Raw genomic sequence first — 17,594 nt, forward strand, 5'->3', positions numbered from 1 at the left:
TCCCCTTTATTTTCTATACATTCCACCCTTTTATGTAAAACCTCAACCCAAGTGATGTCAAGGTTCAGCTCTGTGAATGGTTCGCAGCAAGAACGCTATTGTTCCCACCAAAGAAGACCCAACGCTGAGGTAATCGTTAAACCTACGGCTGAGCTGGATGAGGTTACGTTAGCACAAATAGCAGTTCCAGGCGGGACAATGATGCTGCCCGTAAAGTTCTGTGTGAAAGCCCCCGGTGCCAATTGATAATTGAAAAGCGTCGTTCCCCCGCTAATGGCTGCTGTGGAAGACTGAACGGTCATCGCACTCGTCGCCGAGCTGCCCAAATTATTATTCGTTGGCGTTAAGGTTGCTGGTGAAGTTACCGTCCCTCCTTTTACAATTGTAAAGCTACCCGACATTGCGGATAGTAGAGAAGAACCGCCAATACTGCCGCTTATACGTGAGATATAAACAGTTTTTCCACTGCCTGAAGCATTACTAATCCGAATAGAAGCGATTGCGGAGATTAGACTAAGTACGACCAAACTAGACGCAGATGTGTTAGTTGAATACAAGACTGCAGCCTGCGAAGCGCTTATTTCAGGCGGCGCGCTAATATCTGGCGCTTGGAAGGTGTTCACCATATCCACATAAAGCGGTTGATCGTTGTCGTTAAATACAAATTGATTAGGCATATTTATCCCCTCCTGTTTCTAATATTCCCACCAGCTGATAGACGTTGTCGCCGCTGATGACCCCGATGCAATCGTTACGGAGGTAGTGATGGAATTTCCGGGAGGAACAACAATTTGTCCAGTAAAATCAACAATGACCGGACCGACCGCCAGCAATAGAGATACTAGAGTAGCCGGGCCTCCAGTAGGCGCAGCCGTAGAGGTTCTTGCCGTCATAACACTGGTTAACGCACTGCCAAAATTATAATTAATCGGTGTAACGGTGGTTCCGGTGACCGTAGCGTTCCGAAGTAGTGATAAAGCAACCGCCGCCGTCGCTGAACTGGCAGTAACACGGGATACATATAAGGTACGTCCGCTTCCTCCCGGATTACTAATCTGAATAACTAACGGGGCAGCCGTCGTTACCGTAGAAGTAAATGGGATTCCAAACAATAACCCCGCCTTAGCTGCTCCCCCCTCAGGAGCTGAATCTATACCAGGTGCAACATACGTATTGACTTGTTCTGTAAAAAGTGGCTGGCTACTCTGATTGAATACTGAGTCGTTCGGCATGAGTTATCCTCCCCGTACTTAAGCTTATTCTATTTTATGCCACACTCAGTAACAGGTTGTGGGAATGTGCGTATATTGCTTTCTCTGCCCAATCACCCCCTATTTCCCACCATATATTAATATCACACCATTCGAATGGCTAAGGATTGTCCCTATCGGTTTGCAGCTTATTGGACTGCGGTTTATTTAGGCTCAGGGCTCAAACGACGGTTTGGGCCTTTTCATGGATTGAGTTCCAGAAAGCCCGTAGGAAGTGAATGAAATCCATAACGGCCTGGAGCTTAAAAAGCGCAGCAAAATAAAACAAAAAAAAACGGAGCTAAAACGATGATCTCTTACACAATTAAGAATCAGGGAGATCACCCTGTTAGTCTCCGCCTCCACGCTACATTCAAAAGGTATTGGCAAGCAAGATTGTGTATACGTCCAAGCCCAGTCTTTTGGTATAACTCAATCATTTATAAGGAAAGGACGAGGAACTTTGCCTAACTATAGCTCTTTTCAAGCGAATCCTGATAATCTAAGAACGCTTATATTCGGCCGAGATGCCTCGCTGATTGATCATCCGCTCACTACAGATCCAAGCGGAAATCTAACAACGATTATTCTTGATGGTACCATTTCCAGCGTGCTCGGCGCTACGATCACCGCGGGTACCTTGTCCTCCGCAGGAACAGTTACAAACATCCTTAACGGCACCATTACTAGCGTGCTCGGCGCTACAATTACTGCCGGTACTTTGTCCTCCGCAGGAACAGTTACAAACATCCTTAACGGCACCATTACTAGCGTGCTCGGCGCTACGATTACTGCGGGTACTTTGTCCTCCGCAGGTACAGTTACAAACATCCTTAACGGGACTATTACTAGCGTACTCGGCGCTACAATTACTGCGGGTACTTTGTCCTCCGCAGGAACAGTTACCAACATCCTTAACGGGACTATTACTAGCGTGCTCGGCGCTACGATTACTGCGGGTACAATCACTAGTGTGCTTGGGGCAACCATAACAGCAGGTACGTTATCATCCGCCGGAACAGTTACAAACATCCTAAACGGCACCATTACTAGCGTGCTCGGCGCTACCATCACAGCTGGTACTTTGTCCTCCGCAGGTACTATTACTAACATCCTTGAGGGCACCATCACCAGCGTGCTCGGAGCTACCATTACCGCCGGTACAATCACTAGTGTGCTCGGCGCTACCATCACAGCTGGTACTTTGTCCTCCGCAGGTACTATTACTAACATCCTTGAGGGCACCATCACTAACGTGCTCGGAGCTACCATCACAGCTGGTACTCTATCTTCCGCAGGTACAGTCACCAACATCTTAAACGGTACCATTACCAGCGTACTCGGAGCTACCATCACAGCTGGTACTCTATCTTCAGCAGGTACAATCACCAACATCCTTAACGGCACCATCACTAGTGTGCTCGGAGCTACGATTACTGCCGGTACTTTGTCTTCTGCAGGTACAGTCACCAACATCCTTAACGGCACCATCACCAGCGTACTCGGAGCTACAATTACTGCCGGTACTTTGTCTTCCGCAGGTACAGTCACCAACATCCTTAACGGGACTATCACCAGCGTACTCGGAGCTACAATTACTGCCGGTACGTTGTCTTCCGCAGGTACAGTCACCAACATTCTTAACGGCACCATCACTAGTGTGCTCGGAGCTACGATCACAGCTGGTACTCTAAGTAGTGTCACTTCTATTTCACAACGCAGCTTTATAGAACAGACCACTACAGGTATTGCGACCGCTAACACCTATACACCTCTACCAGCCGTTACTACGAGCGTACTGGGAACGTATTCCTTCTTCATTAACAATACTGGGGCAAATCCGGTCAACACACGTGTGGAAATCAGTGCTGATGGAACGAACTATTTCGTCGATACCACAGGAGATAATCCCTTAGCAGCAGGCTCTATCGATGTCATAGTGCCAGCCAGATTCCTGAAATATACCCGCCTATCCTATCAATCAGCCAATTCAGGCTCTGCATCCACGATCAATGTAAGTTTCAATGCTCAGGGCACGTAATCCAGATGACCATCATATGTTGTAACAAGAAAGAGTACATGGATATCCATGTGCTTTTTCTTTAACTATAAGGACGCCGAAGGCGTTTATGCTTGTGTCAGCAGCTATACATATGTGCAACAAACACATAATGCTTTCCAAGGAGGAACAACCGTGAATAATATTACGCTTGGCGTCCACCTCATCGTAAAAGATGAAGCTGATCTCCTACCTCACTGTCTCGCAAGCATAGCTGGTGCTGACGAAATTGTGATGATCGATACGGGCTCTACCGACGAATCCATAGCTATTGCCGAAGCGTACGGGGCTAGAGTCTTCCAACGGGAATGGACAGACGATTTCGCGGCAGCTCGTAATGAAGGGCTCGTTCATGCCTCAACAAATTGGATTCTTATCCTTGATGCCGATGAGTGCTTGCAGACCCCACTTACAGAAATCCGCAGCCTTCTGCAGAACACACAAGCTCAGGCTTTTACAGTAAACATTGATAATTGGGTTGGCGAACGACCTGAAGATAAGGTAAAGCACAGTGCAGTCCGCTTATTCCGAAATGGACAGGGTTATCAATATAGTGGAAGAATTCATGAGGGAATTGACACTTCAATCCTTAGCAAACATAACCTCTCGGCGATTGAGCATAGTCAACTTGAGATTATACACTTTGGATATTTACCTGAAATCATGACACGAAAAGATAAAATCAATCGAAATAGACACCTGCTGCTCCTCGCTTTAACCGAATATCCGGATGATCCTTTCCACTCCTATAATTTGGCAGTAAACTTCTGTCAGGACGGTCGTCTTCTGGAAGCTGAGACGTTGCTTCGTCAAGGCCTTCACCATGTAGTACTCGAAGCCTCCTATCGTCCCACGATGATTAGGGATCTCTGTAAAATTTATCATGCTCAAGGAAAAATGAATGCGATTGACCCCTTGCTGATGATTGAACTGGAACGTTATGGCGACTATCCTGATTTGCATTTTTTGTTAGGGCAATCTTTGGAGAGCCAAGGCCTTTTGGAACGTGCGCTATTAGCTTATCAACATGCAGAGTCCATTCCTGAGCATGAAGTGCTTAGCGGAAAATATGTATGTGAACAAGGAATGAGTACCTTTCGCCCCCTATACCGGATAGGTTTAATCTCACAGCGGCTTGGTCTTCTTGAGGATGCTGCGAGATTTTTTCATCGTGCACTTCAACACCATTCTTTATATACGCCCGCCTTGCAGGGGATTGCTGCTGCTTTTCAACGCTTAGCTGTACCCGATGAGGAAATCGCCACTTTACTGATCCAACTCGTTCCCCCAACTACCTCAATCAGTAGATCCGCGATCATTGACAGTTTATATGAGATAAATGCTTATGAGACCATAGCTACCTTATCCCGAGATATTTTTCCATTGGAATTGGATACTGCATATAGAATCATCTCATCACTCATCATCACCGGCAAGCTAGAAGACGCAAGTACAGCTATAGGGCAGATGACCTCACTAGCTTCCCAAGATCACCTTGGTTTAGAGCATCAAAAGCAGTGGTATACTCTTTGGGCCATTTGCCAATGGGAACGATATGGAGAATTTAAAAAGGACTTGCTCAACCATATATCAGGTGAACTTCGTTCTGGACTGGAATACATTGAGCGATCCCAACGCCAACAAGTGGCATGTCCGGTAGAAATAGAGGTAGATCACATATATTCCTCATTCCTTTCCGACCTCATCGGGCAATCCGTAAAGCTGCATCAGCTCACACTTAGTCATACTTTAGTGGACCTGTTCCCTGCTTATCGATCTGAATTTGCCACAGCATTATATAAAGAAGGGAATTGGCAGGCCGCAGGAGAGGAATTTATTGTACTTGTTCGTGATAAGATCGCCGATGCAAGCGTGCTTTTTTATATTGGTGAGATGATCTTTGACAAAGGGCATTATTCCGAAGCCAGTGAATGGTTTCAGCAAGCGCTGGAACAAGAGCCTGAGCATGAATCCGCAAGGATCGGCTTATCCCTCTGTTATCTTCAGCAAGCGAAGCTGAGTATGGAAGACGCTCTACAAAGTTTAAAGGATGCCCATGCTCATGGCCCCTTGCAGGAGGATATCGGAGCTATCCGTAAATCCATTACCTTGCTGAATCGTACATCTTGGCACACTCAGTGGAGCTTCCGTCAGAACGAAAAGAGGTCAGCCCTATGAACCGTTCAAGAAGAAAGCCACTAATTTCCTTATGCATGATCGTTAAGAACGAAGGAGATAGCTTGAGCCAATGTTTAAAAAGCGTACGCGGAGTCGTCGATGAGATCATTGTAGTCGATACTGGATCCACCGACGCTACGGTTCAAATTGCCCTAAGCTTCGGGGCCAAAATCATACAACACCCTTGGAGCGGCGACTTTGCTGCTGCCCGCAACGCAGGTCTCCAGCAGGCCCATGGACAATGGATTCTTGTTCTAGATGGAGATGAGGAATTAAGTGAGGAGAGCAAGGGAGAATTACTGCTATGTGCCGAGCATATGGAGTACGAGGCATTTTTCCTACGCATTCATAATCATAAAGGGTTAACCCCCGCTTCACAGACGATCACCGTCAATCCGATTATTCGGATGTTTCGTAATCGCCCTAAGTACCGGTTTAGCGGTATTATTCACGAACAGATCGCTGAGGCTATCATAACAGCTACACCCCAGGCACCGATGCATTTGACCACTGTAGTCATCCATCATTATGGTTACGCAGAAGGGGTAGTGGTCAAGAAAGATAAAATCAAACGAAATGTCGAGCTGCTGAAAGAGCAGCTAAGGTTAAATCCTAAAGATCCTTTCCACCATTTTAATATGGCTGTTGAGTATATGCGTTTGGGGGAGTATCAACCTGCTCTAAAACATATCCAACAATCACTAGAAGAGGCACCGCCTGATACAAGTTACATCCACCTGCTGCACAAATATGAAATTCGCTCGCTTGCAGAATTAAAAGATTATCCTGGGGCGCTTGCAGCTTGTGACCGTGGGATTAGCTCACATCCGGATTACCCAGACTTAGCTCATATCAAAGGGGCTCTACTCTTACAATTAGGTGCCTTTGCAGAAGCCAAAGTAGCGTCGCTACAAGCGCTGATCATCGGAGCTGCTCCTCCCGGCTACCATACTGAGGCTGGATTCGGTTCATATTTAACCTATTATATGCTGGGTCAATTATGTGAAGAGATGGGTGATGAGACCGAAGCCATTGCTTGTTACACTAAAACCGCACAGCTTCATCCCGAACCTACTCCCGTCATTGCCCGGCTACTACGAGCCCTGAAATGTGCAGGTCGCGAGAGTGAGGTTTACGGTTGGTTCCACGCTCATCTGCCAGACTACACAGTGACTAAGAACAGGATTCTCCTAGAATTATTACAGAGTGAGGGATGTAATGAAGCAGCCGCACAGCTGATAAATGCCACAGAGCAGCCCATTTCTATAGAAGTGGCATTTAATCAAGCATCTGAGCAGGGGCGATCACAGATTATGTTAGCGGATCGTCTGCTTGCTTCATTATCCTCTTCTGCTACCTATTCACCAGCGGTCAAAAGAGTACGCCTAGCTCTTCCGCTTCCCAAAGTTTCAGAATAGGAGGGACGTTTCCTATGACCACACCCGATATCACACTTTGTATGATCATTAAGAATGAGGCGAACCACCTGGAGAAATGCCTGTCTTCTGTGCAAGGAATCGTATCAGAAATCATCATTGTGGATACCGGGTCTGAGGATAATAGCATAGACATAGCAACTAAGTTCGGTGCAAAGATCATCGATATGACTTGGGAGAATGATTTCTCGAAAGCACGAAACCTAAGTCTGAAGCATGCAACTTCCCCTTGGATTCTAGTACTTGATGCCGACGAGGCTGTAGATCATTGGAGGAGGGAGCAGCTCCAGCACCTGCTGGACGCAGCGCATATTCACGGATATTGGCTACCCATTATCCACTATATCGGTGACGCCCCTGAAGCGGATTTTGTTACCGATCATGTCTGCCGCCTGTTCAGAAACGATAAAAGAATCATCTTTCGTGGAATCATTCATGAGGAGACGGCCAGCAGCATTTGGGAGCTTCCTGCGGGGGAGATTGCTTACGCAGAATTGCGTATTTATCACTACGGTTATTTAGAGGATGAACTGCAGCACAAAAATAAATACCAGCGCAATTTAGCTCTCATCAATAGTGGTCTGCAGCTTCAACCGAACCATCTAATCCTTCGTTATGCACTAGGGGTAGAGCATTATCAACAGGAACAATATCATGCAGCGGCAGATGTACTTCTTCCATTACTCGCTGATGTTCCAACCCAATCCGGGTATGCCTCTGATATTTATCTAAAGACTGCCTATGCCTTACAACGATGTAACAGGCAGCAGGAATCTGAGGAAGTCTTTCATGCGGGGAGCTTATTGTTTCCTGATTTCACTGATTTATTAGAGGGCTATGCTGCTTTGTTGCTCGAACAAGGACAGCTTATACAAGCTAGACACTTCTTGCAGCAAGCACTGAAGAGCGGGGATACAGCACATCCATATCCATCTTCTTCGGGAAGTGGAACGTATCGAACAGAACTACTAGCGGGTAGAGTATGCGAGAAGTTATTCCTATATCCAAACGCGCGGAAACACTACGAGGCTGCTATACAATTCAAACCAGATTATACGGATGCGTGGAAACAGCTTGTCCCACTAAGCCTGCTATCTGGAGAGAGGTTAAGTCTGATCGCATTGACCCGCTGCCATATCCACGCTCTCTCACCAATTACCTTAGGCTATCTTGTGCCCGCGGCGCTCAATGCTCGTGACTTTGAATGGCTGGTTACTCTCTCTTTTGCTTCGCAGCTACCGCTAGCCGTTCAAACCATTGTGCAGGCTTTCCTTGCTTGTACTCAGCAGCAAGAGGGGGCACACACTCTCGCACCGCTTGAGCAGCTGCTTCATAATCCATCTGTTCTTTCCGAACGTTCATCTATACTCGGTTATCTCTGGGCTTTGTCTTGCCGTGCTGGAGATACTGAATCAGCCATGAAGTGGCTTATCTCCATATCGCCATACAGACCGGGGATGCTAACAATTCATCATATCATAACAAGTCGTTCTGACATTAAGCCTGCTCTTCCTGATCTGAGCTACGCAATGCAATTGCTGCTTCAGGTCGGTGCTTGGGATAGTGTATTATCGCTTTATCGACAATCAGAGGGCTCTTTATTCCAGTGGTGCAAGCTGCCGCAGCCCTTATACTATGGATTGCTTGAGGCTCCTATCCCCGTAAAGAAACAGTGGTGTTCCATCTATCTCAGTCAAACCCCTCATTATAATGCCTCGACGGACTGCGCCGAATGGCTATTATATGTGGCAATGGCTTGCTCCTGCGGAGAAACTCCAAAGATCGCTCAATCAGATGAAATAAATTTGCTCAGAATCGGAGGAACTACCGCTACAGTCGGTCTCTCATACTACAAGCTCATACTCGCTGCAAAAGCTTATCCCCATGGGATTTCCTCAGGTCAGATCCCATGGGGGCTGCTCTTCAGATCTGCCAGTCAGACCTAACCGACTGGCAGATTCGAATTTCAGAGCTATTCTTTCCATTCGATCAAATGGGGCTGCGCATCTAGAATGGACTGGTACTGCTCCAGACTCCCCCAGCGCCCCTCTGGATCAAGCTCCATATAACGCGAGTATTTAAGTCTAAGCTCTTCCGGCGGAACCGCCCATCCATAATGCTTCACCCGCAGTTCGGCAAGAAAACCCGGCAATACAGAGTAAGAAAGCGGCAGCCTAGGAACATGATGATCCATTTTCGGGAAGAAATAATGAAAATTCGGCAAATATCGGACAAGTGTACGAGTATGCTTCGTATGGATATTCCAATGTTCATCTTCACGATAATGGGTGGTGCCACCCCAGAAATCAAATAGCCGGAAAGATACCCAGTCATACACATCCTGATCAATCAGCCGTCTCATCTCCCGTTTAGCTGCCTCTTCATAGAACTCATCAGCGTCTACAGACAGGAGCCAATCCGGATTCGTAGATACCGCCAAATCCCATAATATCTGCCTTAGCTCCCACTCCCGATTAAACAAGGAGGTCTCCAGTGTCACAAGCTTCGTAACCTTGGCAAAAGAACGACATAACTGTGCCGTATGATCTGTACTTCCATCATCAACAACTACAATATCATCCACAAACTCACTCAGTTCTTCAAGTACCTGCTCCAGATACCTTCCAGCTTCGTTTCGAACCTGCATCATAGCGGTCAAGCGGTTACCTGCTGTTTTGCGGAGAGGCCATCTATGACTACTCATCCCTCCACTCTCCTTTTCAATCGTTTTACCGCCTCTTCTAGATCTGCCATCTCTGATAAAAGCGGCCACGCCTGATTGTCTTGCCCTGCCGCATTCAAGAAGCTGCGTATAGCCTCATGCCGTCTGCCATGTAGCAAGTGTATTGTGCCTTCTATAACCCCATCAACACTTCCCTCCAAATCTTGCTGAAGCTCTAGCGCTTTCTCCCATTGGAAGGTCCGAATATAATTCTGAATCAATAACATCTTTGCCTCTGAGGTAGTGAGCGAACTCAGAATTCGTACTGCCGCAGCTTCATCCTCATTCAAACGAAACAGCTCAGCCCGGACAAGTTCGTACTGCCCGGAGTGAAGCCAGCCCTGCAGTCTTTCCGCATCCCGCTTCTCCTCAGCTGTAAATGCCGTAATCGTATATTGTTGAACAGCTGTTTCCAAATCCCCAGTCTTACCCTCTATAGCCGAAAAAAAGCGAAAATGTGAATGAAGGCAATCTAAATATTCATACAGCACCATGAGCTCAAAAGATTGCGCCAGATAGCGGTTTGCTACGGAATCCCCCAACAAGTACAGATAGGAAGCTGCCAAGTAATGTACAACAGGTTGACTGGGCAGCTTAGCACACATGGAAATGTAATAGTCCGCCCGCAACTCAAGCTGTATAGTAACCCAATCAGCAGGTGATATCGTTGAATCCTGCCACAAGTTCATTATGGCCTTCCTCCACAGCACCTCATAATCCGTAAGAAAATACAGCCGATCTCCCTGAAAGGTAACTCCATAGGATTCCTGCTGATCCCCGCCGAGATAGAGCACACCTTCCCTCCGTAAGCTCTGCTCTAGATATATCCGTTCAGATCGGGTAGCTACAAGGTCAGCCTTTGCGCCAAGCAAACCGCTGTATTTATCCCATAAACACTTCTTTTCTTCTTCCGGACAACGTTCTAGCAGAGCCACTACATAAGCTGCCTGCAAGGAGAGAACCTCTGAGAGCCAATAAGGAGAAGAGACAAGAATCGTGTATTGCTTCATGTTCAAAGAATAAATATCTGCAGCCGCAACTGCCCTAATCTGATTGTTAGTCTGCTGCTCATTGGTCATTCGTCCAGCAAAGCAGACCCCTTCCCGGTCGGGAAGAAGCTCTAGCAATCTTTTATATTCGTAGTCCTCCCAAGAACCTCCGCTTAGAATTAAATATTTCATGGGTGTGCCTCCTTGGAATCGGACAAATCCCCAATATAGCCTATTACCAGAGAGGCATTAGGGTGAAGCAGCAATTGACGGGAAGTAAACTTCCTGTTGCTAATCATCCCAGGCACGATCCCTCCTTTGTAAGCAACACGTTCAAGAGGTAGTGTGAACGCTGAATCTCCCCCTGCAAGCAAATGAACCTCCGCTTCCTCCATTTCAGTCGATAAACTTACGATCAGATCAGCGGAGCCTTGGGTTATGGCCTTCACCACCCGCTCAATATAATGTTTCTCATATTGGATAGAAGTGGACAAATACAGAATGATCTCACTCTCATATAATGCAGATGCGTTCTTTAACGCCCGTAGCCATACATCCTCACCATGAACCGTTATCACTACATCATGTTCGCTAACCGGAAACTCAGGAGCAGCGTCCACCAAAGTATCTCTGATCCAAACCCAGCGAATATACTTGTAGCTCTGCTGCTCCCGTGCAGCTATCCATTGCTCCTTCAGCTCATCACAATCCCAAGCTTCATCACAATACACTATGGCCGTTACCAACGGAGAAGCCAAGGGTATCCTGCCCAATGGTATAACCGGCTGTGGAGATTTTAAGGATTCAGTAGGCGGTACTAAAAGTCCTTCGTTCTCTATCCCGCTTTCAAGTGCCCATTTCTTGTAGTATGTCTGCCAGCCATTAGTCTGTTTGGATTCGTCCTTCGTTCTCAGGTATCTATCCAGTGACTGAATAGCATGAACATACACAGCTTCACTCAGTGCCAGTTTCGCTCCAATCTGCCGCGCTCGGAGACACCAGTCAGCTATCATGAGATGCCGCGCTTGAAGCGAGGTGTCAAAGCCGCCAATTCGCTGAATCAATTCCTTAGTGAATAGAAGACAAGATCCGGTTAGCACTTCCACCTCGCGCCATTCGCCTTGATACCGTCCAAGACTGTAGCTTACATGCTCAGCTAATTCATGATGAGTACCAAAGTGAAGCCGTTTCTTCCCTTCCCCTCTCTCGGTAGAAGAACGCGGAGCAATGACTCTAACGGAAGCATCATCAAAGGAAGCCCACATTAACTCGCTTAACCAGCCAGGCGATACCATAATCGAATCTTCAAGCAGAACAGCAAAGGTGGTCTCAATATGGGCCAGAGCTAGGTTGGGCATATACTCCTCCTTCTCATAGGGTAGGAAGAGCACTGGTTCCTCTGGCGAGAACTGTCTTGCTAATACCTCCATGGGGAAATCTGGCGTCATTGAAACAGCAATAATGCGCACAGCCACTCCTGAGTGGCGCAGCAACAGGGGTAAACAGACCCTGGCACATTCCATACGGCTAAGCTCAACTACAATAGAAATCCCATCTTCACTTGGCAGGGGTAGAAGTCCGGCACGTTCAAGGAAACCATATCTCCCTGCCAAGCGTTCCATATTCAGCGATTCATGTGACATTTGGACTCACGCTCCATTTATTTAAAGCAACTCTACCTATAGTCTATGAGCGGTTAAGCACGATATCCCTTAATTCCCTCCATTTAAACCTTTGCCGCCTTCTTCTGTATGAGCTGCGCCTGTATTCGAAGAATTGGGTGCAGCTGGTGATGAATTGCTATCCTCTTGGCTATTCCCAGGGGTATCCTTGCTCTGATCTGATACTCCATTTTTATCTCCACTTACAGATGGTGCAGGAATAGCAATTCCAGGGGCACTGCTGCCATTAGCTCCGACAGGCTGACCCTGATTATCGTAGTAATACATAGGCACGTCTCCGACGACCATCAAATATGACACAGGAATTTCCGTATCCACTACTTGGGGTTCCATGTCAAAAGGAATAACCACCGCTACCTCCGTAACAATATGGATATAGACCTCAACTAAAATCATATTGATTCCGGCATTTTGCTGGCGAGTGCTGAGTTCAACCTTAACAGCACCTTGCGGTTCAATCTTGATCGGGATATCAGGTCCATAAGAGGCGATGAGAGGACTACCTAGTGCCTGACCGAGCGGAATATATTCTGTCTGATTATGCAAATCCTGCAACGTGGTCTGGATTACCTCTGCTGCTTGCGAAGTAATACGCATATGCTCCGCATAGTTCAACATAAAGCCTGATATTTTCCCGTTCTTATCGGTCTTCCAATCAATTAGTTCCTCCGCATTTCCTCCGTTCGCAACTTGTGAAGTGATCGCTTTATTTATCGACTCTGTTGCGATTTGCTTCACACGAATTTGCGCTAAATGCAAGATAGGTGGCTTCATGTGCAGCTCCACGTATCGCAGTGCTTGTAGTACAAGCACAATCAATACCAAGGATGCAATCAACCAAAATTTGCGCCGGCTTCTTGGCTTACGCGTGTTTCCGCCGGAAACGGTCATCTTTCTCTCTGCCCTACTGGATGATCTCATATGACTTCTACTTCGCTTAGCTTCAAAGCGTGCACTCTGTGGTCTTGCCGCTGCCCTACTAGGTTTTGACTTGAACGCGGAGCTTCTTCCAGAGAACCTCGGCGTCCCGCCCCCATTTATTTTTGGCAGCCGAAGCTGACCTAGATCAGGTAATCTTAGCCCTCGGTTCCCCCATTTTCTTAATCTCCCCATTGCGATAGTCCCTCCCACCTTACGTAGAGGTCAAGCCACCTCCACTTAGTTTAAGGTATTCGGAAAGAAGACAAAAAAGAAGAACGTTCCCTCCGGCGGATAATGCCAAAGAAACGTTCTTCATTTATTTGATGATCAATTAATATTAGTGCATTCTACTCCGTTTATCTTCCTGTAGATGGTCCCAGTGCCGCCGTATAAAGATACCGATTAGAATAGCGATAAACACGGCATACCAAGTAATATATCCATTCCATTCTTCCCTAGGGACAATTAGACTTGAGCCGATCGTACCGAATAGCCAAATGTAAGACAGATTCCCAAGCACGGTTCCCCAAATAAAAGATGATGCTTTTATCGGTGAAACAGCGGACATAAAATTGATTACATTGTTCGGAATAATGGGAATCGTACGTAGAAGGACCAGCGTCCAAATTCCATATCGGTCCAAGTAACGCTGCCATTTGTCATACCTTTTCAGCTTGGACCTCCATTTTCGATCAAACCAATTGTAAAGGTATCGTCGAATGAGGAAGTACATCAGTATTCCACCCAGATTACAAGCCAGCCAACTAATTATCATACCTCCAATAACGTTAAATACTGACACATGGAGGACAATCAAAATTACGAACGGAAAAAATCCTAATATACTCTGCAACAGCGCCAATGGAATCGTCACAAATAAAATAGAGGGTCCACTAAGGCCAAGCGTTTGCAGCAGCCAATCTATCCAGGTATTTATGGTCTCTGTCATGAAGCAGTCTCCTCTCTTGACTCCTTGCAGCAGCTGCCTCCTGATTTACTTCGCTAAAGCATAAGTGTGAGCATTAAAATATAAGAAAAGTATAGATATTCCTTTGAATACTTTGCTTATATTCCCAAGAAAAACACCCCTTCCGGGGTGTTTTATTGAATGATTTTGCTTATGAAGTGCATTTGTAAAGAACAGTGGTTAGCGTACAAGTTACACTTTTGTAATCCATTGATTCTTCACATCATACCACAGAATTCTATCTACTTACAATTCTACACCTTGAATCCACGCATTCACTTTATCCGGGTTGTTTTCTACCCAAGTTTTAGCAGCTTCTTCTGGTGACTTCCCACCTTGAACCTCAACCATTACTTTCGCCATGTCTTCTGCTGTCCACTCGAATTGATCCAAGAACTTATAGACATTCGGCATGTCTTCTTTTAGACCTTGACGAACCATCGTATGGATTTGCTCATCCGCACCATATACACCTTTTGGATCTTCCAGATATTTCAGGTCCATATTGGCGAACATCCAGTGTGGTGTCCAACCCGTTACAACGATAGGCTCGTTGTTGTCATAGGCTTTTTGCAGCTCCTGAGCCATCGCTGCCGATGAACTTTCTAGAAGCGTATATTCACTAAGACCATATTCCGCAATAGCCTTTTCAGTCGTCGTCATAATACCAGCACCAGGCTCAATTCCGATAATTCGATTGCTCAATTTACCTGCCAGGTCACTGTTCTTCAAGTCTTCAATAGAATTAATATCCATGTACGCTGGAACTGCTAAACCAACTTTAGTTCCGTTCAAATTAGCACCTAAATCTTCGATTTTCGAACCATACTTCTCTAAATAAGCTGCATGCGTGCTTGGTAGCCAAGCTGCGACCATAGCATCCGCACTACCATCAGCAACCCCTGCCCACATTGGGCCTGCATCTACCTGCAGCATTTCAACGGTAGCTCCAAGCTTAGTTTCAAGTACTTCTTTAACAACATAAGTACTCGCAATTTCGGAATCCCATGCCACATAAGCCAATTTCACTTTTTCTTTACTAGTGGATGAACATCCGGCAATAACAGTAATCATCATAATCACTAACAGGAATAAACCTATATTTTTTTTCTTCATATCTATTTAAAACCCCTATCTCTGTTTTGGTTTTAGTGCGTTCTGCGTTAAACGGTCGAGTAGAATAGCTATAATAACGATAGCAATCCCCGCCTCGAACCCATCTCCTGTCTTAGCCTGCGATACCGCGCGGTATACATAGGCACCTACACCTTGCGCACCGATCATAGATGAGATGACAACCATCGAGAGTGATAACATAATCGTCTGATTGACGCCTGCCATAATCGTTGGCAGTGCGATCGGCAGCTGCAATTTAACCAGCTTCTGAGTTGGTGTTGAACCGAAAGCATCGGCTGCTTCAACTAACTCCTCTGAAACCTGACGAATACCGAGATTGGTCAAACGAATTGTCGGTGGAATCGCAAAGATGATCGATGCAATTACACCTGGAACTACCCCAAGTGAGAAAAAAGATACCGCTGGCAATAAATACACAAATGCCGGCATCGTCTGCATAAAGTCCAAAATAGGCGTAACTGTATTTCTAACCGCATTTCTCTGCGCACACAAAATACCAATCGGTACGCCGATTACTACAGCCAATATCGAAGCGGTTAGAACAAGGGCTAAAGATTGCATCGAAGGTCCCCATAATCCGAGATTATCGATTAAGAGCAGTCCGATTACCGCAAATAAAGCCATGCGCCATTTCCCAATCCAATAAGACAAAGCTGCAATAAGTACGATAAGCACTAATGCAGGCAGGAAGGTCAGCGCACCTTCAATTGCAGAAACCATTCCACCGATTATTGTAGCGATAAAGTCAAACAAGGGGCCACAATACGTAGTTAGCCAGTTTTCCAACCACTCGAGGGCCTTTCCTAAAGGCAGTTTTGGAATGTCCATTAAGATCCTTCTCCTTCCGGTACCGCGTTACCCGCGAGTGCGGAAAGAACGGCTCCCTTAATCACAATGCCTTTTAATTTATCCGCTTCATCTACGACGGCTACAGGCAAATGTGTCTCAGATATTAGTTCAAAGAAATCATTGAGCAGCGTTTCTGGATATACACGAGGGATCTCCCGCCGTGTAACCTCTAGGATCGATTTATTATCCTTTAGTGCCTGTGCTGCGTCCTCAGCTGTAATAACACCCAAGAGCTTGTTTTCTTTGTCTACCACATACAAGCTGAATATGCCGCTATCACGCATTAATTGAAGTGCTACCCGAGGTCCACGCTCAGGTCTAACCGTTTCCGGTTGCCGCATCACATGAGCTGCTGTTAGCACCTTGGACAAGTCCACATCCTCCACGAACCGCTCTACATATTTATTGGCAGGTTGAATGAGAATCTCTTCCGGTGTACCAATCTGCACGATAACACCATCTTTCATCAGCGCAATCCGATCACCAATCCGCAGGGCTTCGTCTAGATCATGAGTGATGAACACAATCGTCTTCTTCACTCTGGACTGCAATTCCAGCAGCTCCTGCTGCATGTCTTTACGGATCAGCGGATCTAGTGCACTAAAAGCTTCGTCCATGAGCAGGATATCTGGGTCATTAGCAAGTCCTCTTGCTAGTCCTACACGCTGCTGCATCCCTCCGCTGAGTTGATCCGGGCGATGGTTCTCCCATCCCTTTAGACCCACTAGATGCAATGCCTCCATGGCCCGTTCAGTTCTCTTCTTTTTATCTACGCCCTGAACCTCAAGTCCGTATTCCGCATTCTCCAATACCGTTCGGTGTGGAAACAATGCGAACTTCTGAAACACCATGCCGATGTTCTTGCGCCGAAATTGCCGAAGCTCCTCCGGGTTCATTTTAACGACGTCTTTTCCTTTAAAAAGGACTTGTCCCCCTGTAGGCTCAATCAAACGGTTCAACAAACGAACCAACGTTGACTTACCGCTGCCGGACAATCCCATAATTACGAATATTTCTCCTTCTTCAATGCTGAATTCGGCTTTGTTGACTCCGACCGTCAACTTTAATTCCTGAGCGATCTTTTCCTTTGACCACCCTTGCTCTAATAATGGAATCGCCTTTCCCGCATCATGACCGAATACTTTGGTTAGCTTTTTCACCTCTATAATAGCCATGCCGTCCTCCTTCTCCCGAAAATATATCCGGGTTTAGTTCACTTATAGTAGTGTACCGGACTATTGAAAATTCATGCAAACACCATATACGGATAAAATTTAGTGTACAGTTTTAACTTTACGTACTTTATGTATAGAATACTCTGTTTTACACCAAATTCCTTTCTTCATGATTTCTTTACTTATGGAGGGGGATTTGATTACAATACATTGTATAAGGTTGCAGCAG

Annotated in this window: 14 protein-coding genes; 4 read left to right on the forward strand and 10 right to left on the reverse strand. The window is 46.2% G+C overall.

Features of this window, described 5'->3' with window-relative positions; all coding sequences use genetic code 11:
• Window positions 1-95 precede the first annotated feature (95 nt).
• Window positions 96-677 (reverse strand): hypothetical protein, encoded by a 582-nt coding sequence (locus NST34_RS27260; RefSeq protein WP_076285271.1) that lies wholly within the window; start codon window positions 675-677, stop codon window positions 96-98.
• 18 nt (window positions 678-695) lie between these two features.
• Complete coding sequence (locus tag NST34_RS27265; protein WP_341129141.1) at window positions 696-1,232, reverse strand: hypothetical protein; 537 nt, start codon at window positions 1,230-1,232, stop codon at window positions 696-698.
• A gap of 481 nt (window positions 1,233-1,713) precedes the next feature.
• Between NST34_RS27265 and NST34_RS27270 the strand changes: the two genes are divergently transcribed.
• The 4 genes from NST34_RS27270 (at window position 1,714) to NST34_RS27285 (ending at window position 8,869) form a co-directional block, all read left to right on the forward strand.
• Window positions 1,714-3,291, forward strand: coding sequence for a DUF6385 domain-containing protein (locus NST34_RS27270; RefSeq protein ID WP_341129142.1), 1,578 nt, complete (start codon window positions 1,714-1,716; stop codon window positions 3,289-3,291).
• Between the two features lie 153 nt (window positions 3,292-3,444).
• Entirely contained in the window at window positions 3,445-5,487 is a 2,043-nt protein-coding gene (locus tag NST34_RS27275) for a glycosyltransferase (RefSeq protein WP_341129143.1), read from the forward strand.
• Complete coding sequence (locus NST34_RS27280) at window positions 5,484-6,905, forward strand: tetratricopeptide repeat-containing glycosyltransferase family 2 protein (RefSeq protein ID WP_341129144.1); 1,422 nt, start codon at window positions 5,484-5,486, stop codon at window positions 6,903-6,905. The genes NST34_RS27275 and NST34_RS27280 overlap by 4 nt, the downstream gene beginning before the upstream one ends.
• 14 nt (window positions 6,906-6,919) lie before the next feature.
• Complete coding sequence (locus NST34_RS27285; RefSeq protein ID WP_341129145.1) at window positions 6,920-8,869, forward strand: glycosyltransferase; 1,950 nt, start codon at window positions 6,920-6,922, stop codon at window positions 8,867-8,869.
• A 26-nt stretch (window positions 8,870-8,895) separates the two neighbouring features.
• On the opposite strand, the gene NST34_RS27290 is transcribed toward NST34_RS27285, so the two are convergent.
• The 8 genes from NST34_RS27290 to NST34_RS27325 form a co-directional block, all read right to left on the reverse strand.
• Window positions 8,896-9,627, reverse strand: a complete 732-nt coding sequence (locus NST34_RS27290; protein ID WP_341129146.1) for a glycosyltransferase — start codon at window positions 9,625-9,627, stop codon at window positions 8,896-8,898.
• Complete coding sequence (locus NST34_RS27295; protein ID WP_341129147.1) at window positions 9,624-10,826, reverse strand: hypothetical protein; 1,203 nt, start codon at window positions 10,824-10,826, stop codon at window positions 9,624-9,626. Before NST34_RS27295 ends, NST34_RS27290 begins: the two co-directional genes overlap by 4 nt.
• Entirely contained in the window at window positions 10,823-12,277 is a 1,455-nt protein-coding gene (locus NST34_RS27300) for a hypothetical protein (RefSeq protein ID WP_341129148.1), read from the reverse strand. The genes NST34_RS27295 and NST34_RS27300 overlap by 4 nt, the downstream gene beginning before the upstream one ends.
• 69 nt (window positions 12,278-12,346) lie before the next feature.
• Window positions 12,347-13,429, reverse strand: a complete 1,083-nt coding sequence (yunB, locus tag NST34_RS27305; protein ID WP_445667678.1) for a sporulation protein YunB — start codon at window positions 13,427-13,429, stop codon at window positions 12,347-12,349.
• Window positions 13,430-13,574: 145 nt separating this feature from the next.
• Window positions 13,575-14,186: a TVP38/TMEM64 family protein gene (locus tag NST34_RS27310; protein WP_076285278.1), complete on the reverse strand. Its 612-nt coding sequence runs from the start codon at window positions 14,184-14,186 to the stop codon at window positions 13,575-13,577.
• A 264-nt stretch (window positions 14,187-14,450) separates the two neighbouring features.
• Window positions 14,451-15,320 (reverse strand): glycine betaine ABC transporter substrate-binding protein, encoded by an 870-nt coding sequence (locus tag NST34_RS27315; RefSeq protein WP_076300369.1) that lies wholly within the window; start codon window positions 15,318-15,320, stop codon window positions 14,451-14,453.
• Between the two features lie 15 nt (window positions 15,321-15,335).
• Complete coding sequence (locus NST34_RS27320) at window positions 15,336-16,169, reverse strand: ABC transporter permease (protein WP_042191673.1); 834 nt, start codon at window positions 16,167-16,169, stop codon at window positions 15,336-15,338.
• Window positions 16,169-17,365 (reverse strand): quaternary amine ABC transporter ATP-binding protein, encoded by a 1,197-nt coding sequence (locus NST34_RS27325; protein WP_042191675.1) that lies wholly within the window; start codon window positions 17,363-17,365, stop codon window positions 16,169-16,171. Before NST34_RS27325 ends, NST34_RS27320 begins: the two co-directional genes overlap by 1 nt.
• Window positions 17,366-17,594 lie beyond the last annotated feature (229 nt).

Source organism: Paenibacillus sp. FSL H7-0714, assembly GCF_038003765.1.
Taxonomy (GTDB): domain Bacteria; phylum Bacillota; class Bacilli; order Paenibacillales; family Paenibacillaceae; genus Paenibacillus_AQ.